The following is a 2584-nucleotide window of genomic DNA, read 5'->3' as shown; positions in this document are numbered from 1 at the left end:
TACTTTTAAGTCTGACATTGAGACCAATTTCCTTGGCCTTTTGAATATAGATTTCGAGATTTCTCTCGAGTAAGACTTCTCCTCCTGTGAAACAAACAGAGAGGGCTCCTTGTTGTTTGATCTCGCTAATAATACGGAGAACTTCTTCCTGAGATAATTTTGGGGAGAGTTTATTCTCACTGGGTATTGAGTTTGATTGTGTACGATCAAAATTATAGCAGTGTGAGCAACGGAAATTACATTGCTGTGAAAGCTCAATTGTCACGTTTAAAGGAATACAATTTTTAAGGGCGTTAATACGTAGTTTGGTTTCGATGCTCTGGTGCTCTGTTGGATCCAGTGAATCGAAAAACTCTTTACTCATAACCTTATTACCTTAAGTAGAAGTGATGCTAGCTTATTTGTATACTTGAGTTTATCGTGATTCAAAGTAGAGAGTAAAGTTCTAATTCTTTTGAAGAGTCTCACTTCGGGAGTGATTGAGTTAGAAGACTTTAGTTTTCCTTTGTATTTACCAATAATCTTAAATTCATGATAGATTTCATGATCATAGTTCTTTAGATAATCTCCCTTTGGTCCTGCCTTGAGCATTCTATGAATGATGGGAGTTTTAGAATGAGGACTTTCCAGTAGAATAATATCACCAATCTTAACGGAGAAGTTATCTCTTTGAATGATGACACGATCTCCCTGTTTTAAATAGGGATGCATGCTAATTCCTTCTACTGTATATATTTCTTCCATGGAATTTTTAAGAGAGAAGACCCTTATTCTTAAATTTCTCAAGAAGCTCAAGAACATCATGTTGAGCAGTATTGGCATCTATATCATATTCCTCTGTCACTTTCTGAATAAGGGAATCTAATGTGCTTCCCGTTGTGATTTCTGTCCAGATTAAAGAGGCCACTGAATTTAGCTCATGATAAATATGTCCATCACGTGTATCAAGAATAACTATATTATCATTGAGTTTTGTCCATGAAATATCTTTAGCTTTTTCGATTGTTTGCATTAGAATATACCTATCAGTTGTTAACTTTTTATTTAGTTAAATATAGTGAGAAACGGGATAAAGGTAAACTCTAATGTCGAAATTGTCAGAGAATGAAAGAATGGCCGAGTATCGTCCCGGAGTATTTTTTAAAATTCCGAAGAAATTTGGAAAGCTTGAATTACTTATAAGACGTAGTACTCAGATTTTTCAGGCGCTCTTTTCTGCGAGATTTTCTGCAAACTCTTTTTTGGAGGAGGACGCCGAGTTACGTTACAATCATCAAGAAGAGCTAGAATACTACAAGGCCGTGGCACATTCTGGATTAACAACTGAAGAGCTTGCTGTTTTAAATCATTTAAAGTCTCGAGGGCAATCATTAAGGAATATTCTTATTGTGGGTGCAGGGGCCGGTCGAGAGCCATTCTACTACGCCAAAGAAGGTTATCAGGTTGATGCTCTCGATATTAATCTTGAGATGGTTGAGGCCGCAAAAAATATTTCCAAAGAATCAGGGCTAGATGTGAATTTCTATCATGGAGATCAGAGTTTTGAAACTGGTCGAAAATATGACCTTGTCCATATCTCTTTTGCAATTACAAGCCATATTCAGGGACGCAAGAATAGAGTGAAGTTTTTCAAAGAGTGTTTTAAGCATGTTGCTAAAGATGGGGTGATGATTCACGGATTTTATGACAGGCGAGTTAACGAATCTTTACGTTTTAGAATTTCTTCATGGATATTGAGAATGCGATGGTTCTTTACAAAGAGAGAGTGGGAGCCTGGTGATACGCTAATTTCAAGCGTTGGTCATCACAACTCTTCTGATATGCTTTCGTATTTCTATTTCTATGAAAGTGCAGATAGTATTAAGTCCGAACTAAGAGAGGCCGGTCTTAAAGGCGAAATTATTCACAGAGAATTAGATTCTAATTCACGTTTAGATGAATTTTGGATAATTGAAGGGAATTAGTAATCACCTGTTCTAATACGTTTCTTCACATCTTTCTCTGCTTTATCAGCACGTTTGTCGTGAAGTTTCTTACCTTTTGCTAGGGCAATCTCAAGTTTAACTCTTGAACCTTTGAAATAGATAATTGTTGGAACAATCGTAAGTCTTTGGGCCTTGGCCTCATGCTCGATATATTTGATCTCACTTTCATGCAGAAGGAGTTTTCTCTTTCTGTCTTCTTTGTGATTGTGGATATTTCCAAATTCATACTGTGGGATTTTAATATTATTGGCCCAAGCTTCACCATCTTTATCGATAGTGATGTGAGCTTCAGCAATAGTGACCTTTCCATCGCGTAAACTCTTAACCTCAGTTCCTTGAAGAACTAAACCAGCTTCGAACTTTTCAACGAGGTGATAGTCGTATCCAGCTCTTTTATTTTTGGCAATAATTTTAATACCCATGATGTATCCGTTTATTCACTCAGTAGCTTATATAATTTCTGAATATCCTCAAGTTGTAAAGCCTCGGCGCGAACAGTCACTGGGTGACCAATCTCTGCTAGAGCACTTTCAATTTTTTCTTTTGAGGCATATGTTTTGAGTCCTTTCCCAATTTGTTTTCTCTTAAATTGGAAGACT

At 36.7% G+C, this 2584-nt stretch carries 5 protein-coding genes; 1 reads left to right on the top strand and 4 read right to left on the bottom strand.

The genetic code is table 11. The annotated features are described in order from the left end of the window. The 3 genes from M901_RS10385 to M901_RS10375 all read right to left on the bottom strand — a co-directional run. The coding region (locus M901_RS10385) for a radical SAM protein (RefSeq protein WP_021278150.1) at positions 1-364 on the bottom strand (364 nt) is incomplete at its 3' end. After that, on the bottom strand, positions 361-744 hold the full coding sequence (locus M901_RS10380) for a S26 family signal peptidase (protein ID WP_198295390.1): 384 nt from the start codon (positions 742-744) through the stop codon (positions 361-363). The genes M901_RS10380 and M901_RS10385, both read right to left, overlap by 4 nt. A 7-nt stretch (positions 745-751) precedes the next feature. Next, positions 752-1012, bottom strand: coding sequence for a PqqD family protein (locus tag M901_RS10375; RefSeq protein WP_021278153.1), 261 nt, complete (start codon positions 1010-1012; stop codon positions 752-754). 73 nt (positions 1013-1085) lie between these two features. Between M901_RS10375 and M901_RS10370 the strand changes: the two genes are divergently transcribed. After that, positions 1086-1964: a class I SAM-dependent methyltransferase gene (locus tag M901_RS10370; protein WP_021278154.1), complete on the top strand. Its 879-nt coding sequence runs from the start codon at positions 1086-1088 to the stop codon at positions 1962-1964. Here M901_RS10370 and smpB read toward each other — a convergent pair. Continuing rightward, on the bottom strand, positions 1961-2407 hold the full coding sequence (smpB, locus tag M901_RS10365) for an SsrA-binding protein SmpB (RefSeq protein ID WP_021278151.1): 447 nt from the start codon (positions 2405-2407) through the stop codon (positions 1961-1963). The two genes, M901_RS10370 and smpB, sit on opposite strands and share 4 nt — an antisense overlap. Positions 2408-2584: the final 177 nt, after the last annotated feature.

Origin of the sequence: Bacteriovorax sp. DB6_IX (assembly GCF_000447775.1) — a bacterium.
Taxonomy (GTDB): Bacteria; Bdellovibrionota; Bacteriovoracia; order Bacteriovoracales; family Bacteriovoracaceae; genus Halobacteriovorax_A.
The sequence above is the reverse complement of the archived record's forward strand: the minus strand, read 5'-3'. Positions and strand labels throughout refer to the sequence as shown.

Bases quoted from the DNA above. Each gene is read 5' to 3' on its own strand.
- smpB (WP_021278151.1), bottom strand. From the start codon at position 2,407: ATGGGTATTAAAATTATTGCCAAAAATAAAAGAGCTGGATACGACTAT.
- M901_RS10370 (WP_021278154.1), top strand. From the start codon at position 1,086: ATGTCGAAATTGTCAGAGAATGAAAGAATGGCCGAGTATCGTCCCGGA.
- M901_RS10380 (WP_198295390.1), bottom strand. From the start codon at position 744: ATGGAAGAAATATATACAGTAGAAGGAATTAGCATGCATCCCTATTTA.
- M901_RS10375 (WP_021278153.1), bottom strand. From the start codon at position 1,012: ATGCAAACAATCGAAAAAGCTAAAGATATTTCATGGACAAAACTCAAT.